General features: G+C 63.8%; 1 protein-coding gene and 3 pseudogenes. 1 reads left to right on the top strand and 3 read right to left on the bottom strand.

The features are described from left to right. Nucleotides 1–130: 130 nt before the first annotated feature. A pseudogene (locus tag ACTWP6_RS30170) lies at nucleotides 131–250 on the top strand (IS481 family transposase); the annotation flags it as partial. Here the strand turns inward: ACTWP6_RS30170 and ACTWP6_RS30165 are convergent. From ACTWP6_RS30165 to ACTWP6_RS30155, 3 genes and pseudogenes are all read right to left on the bottom strand, one after another. Beyond that, nucleotides 245–766, bottom strand: a pseudogene (locus ACTWP6_RS30165) (hypothetical protein); the annotation flags it as partial. The pseudogenes ACTWP6_RS30170 and ACTWP6_RS30165 sit on opposite strands and share 6 nt — an antisense overlap. Continuing rightward, complete coding sequence (locus tag ACTWP6_RS30160; RefSeq protein WP_318264064.1) at nucleotides 763–1,170, bottom strand: hypothetical protein; 408 nt, start codon at nucleotides 1,168–1,170, stop codon at nucleotides 763–765. The gene ACTWP6_RS30160 and the pseudogene ACTWP6_RS30165, both read right to left, overlap by 4 nt. A 383-nt stretch (nucleotides 1,171–1,553) precedes the next feature. Continuing rightward, nucleotides 1,554–1,643: pseudogene (locus ACTWP6_RS30155) on the bottom strand (AraC family transcriptional regulator); the annotation flags it as partial. Between the last annotated feature and the right edge of the window lie 122 nt (nucleotides 1,644–1,765).

Raw genomic sequence — 1,765 nt, 5'->3', positions numbered from 1 at the left:
GACCAGCGCGGGGTCCGTTCGTGGGCACGCTGATGATGCAGACGACCGCCGTCCCCGACCCGGGATTTCGACAACTTCAATGACGATCACCCCCGCCGTGGTCGTCACACAGAGGGACGGTCAACACGCGCAACGCTGCGACGAATACCCGCGCTGGTTGCACACCTATAATCACCACCGCGGCCACACAGCACTCGGCGGTCAAGCACCAGCCAGCCGCGTACCTAACCTCTCAGGTCAGTACAGCTAGCTCGAGCCACACAAAGGCGAAGAGCCCCATAGCCGCCGGCCAGTAACCCCATCGTTGCGGATACGGGCGGGGTAGCGGTCCAAGGTCCCCTTTGCGGACGACTCCGCAGAACCGATACACGGTGCGCAGGGGAGACAGCAGGCGCCAGACGGGTCCGATGCACACCGACACCGCGACCAGCCCGACCCAGAGCAGGACGTAGAACGCGCCGGCCAGCGCATTGTCGCTGCCTTGTGGACCCCATAGGGCGGCCGCCGCCACCCAGAGGGCGAAAGTCAGTGCCGCTAGCGCAGCGATCCAACGCAGCACCGCGTTATCGACGGTCCGGGTTACCCACTCTGGTAACTCGCGGCCCGGCTTCGCCGGGTCGAAGCGCGGGTTCTTCCACGCGAGCGCGACGACGGCGAACGTCGCCGTAAGCGCCCACGCCGCGCCGATCAAGGCGAAAGACAGCGGTACAGGGAGATCTGTCGACCCGCCGACGCCATGGGCAAGGATGTCGACACGTGGGGTCACGGGCGAACTTGAATGGTGACGACAGTGCGGTTGACATCGTGGAGCTCGACGTCGACCTGACCAGGCACGTCGACGGTGAATTCGAAATTCTGGTCCGGGCGCGGTTCGACATTGAACGTGTGCTCAGGCACAGAATGCACGTGCAGCTGGTCGGCAACGTCGCTGGTCACCTGGAGCACGATCGGTTTCCCGATGGTCGCCTGGGTCTGCCCGTTTGTCGGGGTAACCGTGCCGCCGCTGATGGCGATTTCGACGATCGTGGCTTCTTCGGGAAGTGGCGCCTGATGAGCCCGCGGCGATTGGGTAGCGCCGGCCGCAGAAGGCGTGGGAGCCGCTGACGGACTGGTCGATGCCGAATCGGTCGTCGTCGAGCCGCAGCCGGCCAGCAGGACGAACAGCGCCACCGGGGCGAGGGTCACGACAGATCTGGCTGTTCAGTGGTCATGGGCGTTCGTTCCTCTCAACGACGGGATTCTCGGCGGAACCCGCATCTACAGCGGGTTCGCGACGACGATTTCGGCGCGCGATATAGAACACGACGCCGACAATGATCAGCGCGGGCGCAAACGCGGGCAGGGACATCCACAGCCCTACATCGGTTGCGAGATATGTGACTACGGGAGGCTTCATGATCTTCGAGCCGATTCCCTCGTCGCCGTGATCGCATCCCGATCAACCGCGGCGAACTTCAACATCTGCGACTCCCCACGACATGCATCAGCACCTACGTACTGTCTCCGTAATTCGCGTGGACGAAACATACCGGAACCTCCGGTACCGCGTACCGCTAGGTGAGTCGAACGCCTCGTCGGGCATCGATGGGTGCGAGGCCGAACATCTCGTGAAAAGCCCGGTTTGCATGGGAGCTGTCACTAAACCTCGATCCACTGATGAATTGGGGTAGGTGTGCCTCGCTGGGCTGTTGAGGGCTGGTCCTGGTCGCGGGCAGGGGGTATCTGCTGGTCTGTCCAGCTGTTCCTGTGCGCTCCGGTCGGGCCT

Source organism: Mycobacterium sp. 4D054 (assembly GCF_052245755.1).
In the GTDB taxonomy this organism is placed as follows: domain Bacteria; phylum Actinomycetota; class Actinomycetes; order Mycobacteriales; family Mycobacteriaceae; genus Mycobacterium.
This window is presented reverse-complemented; position numbering and strand designations above follow the sequence as displayed.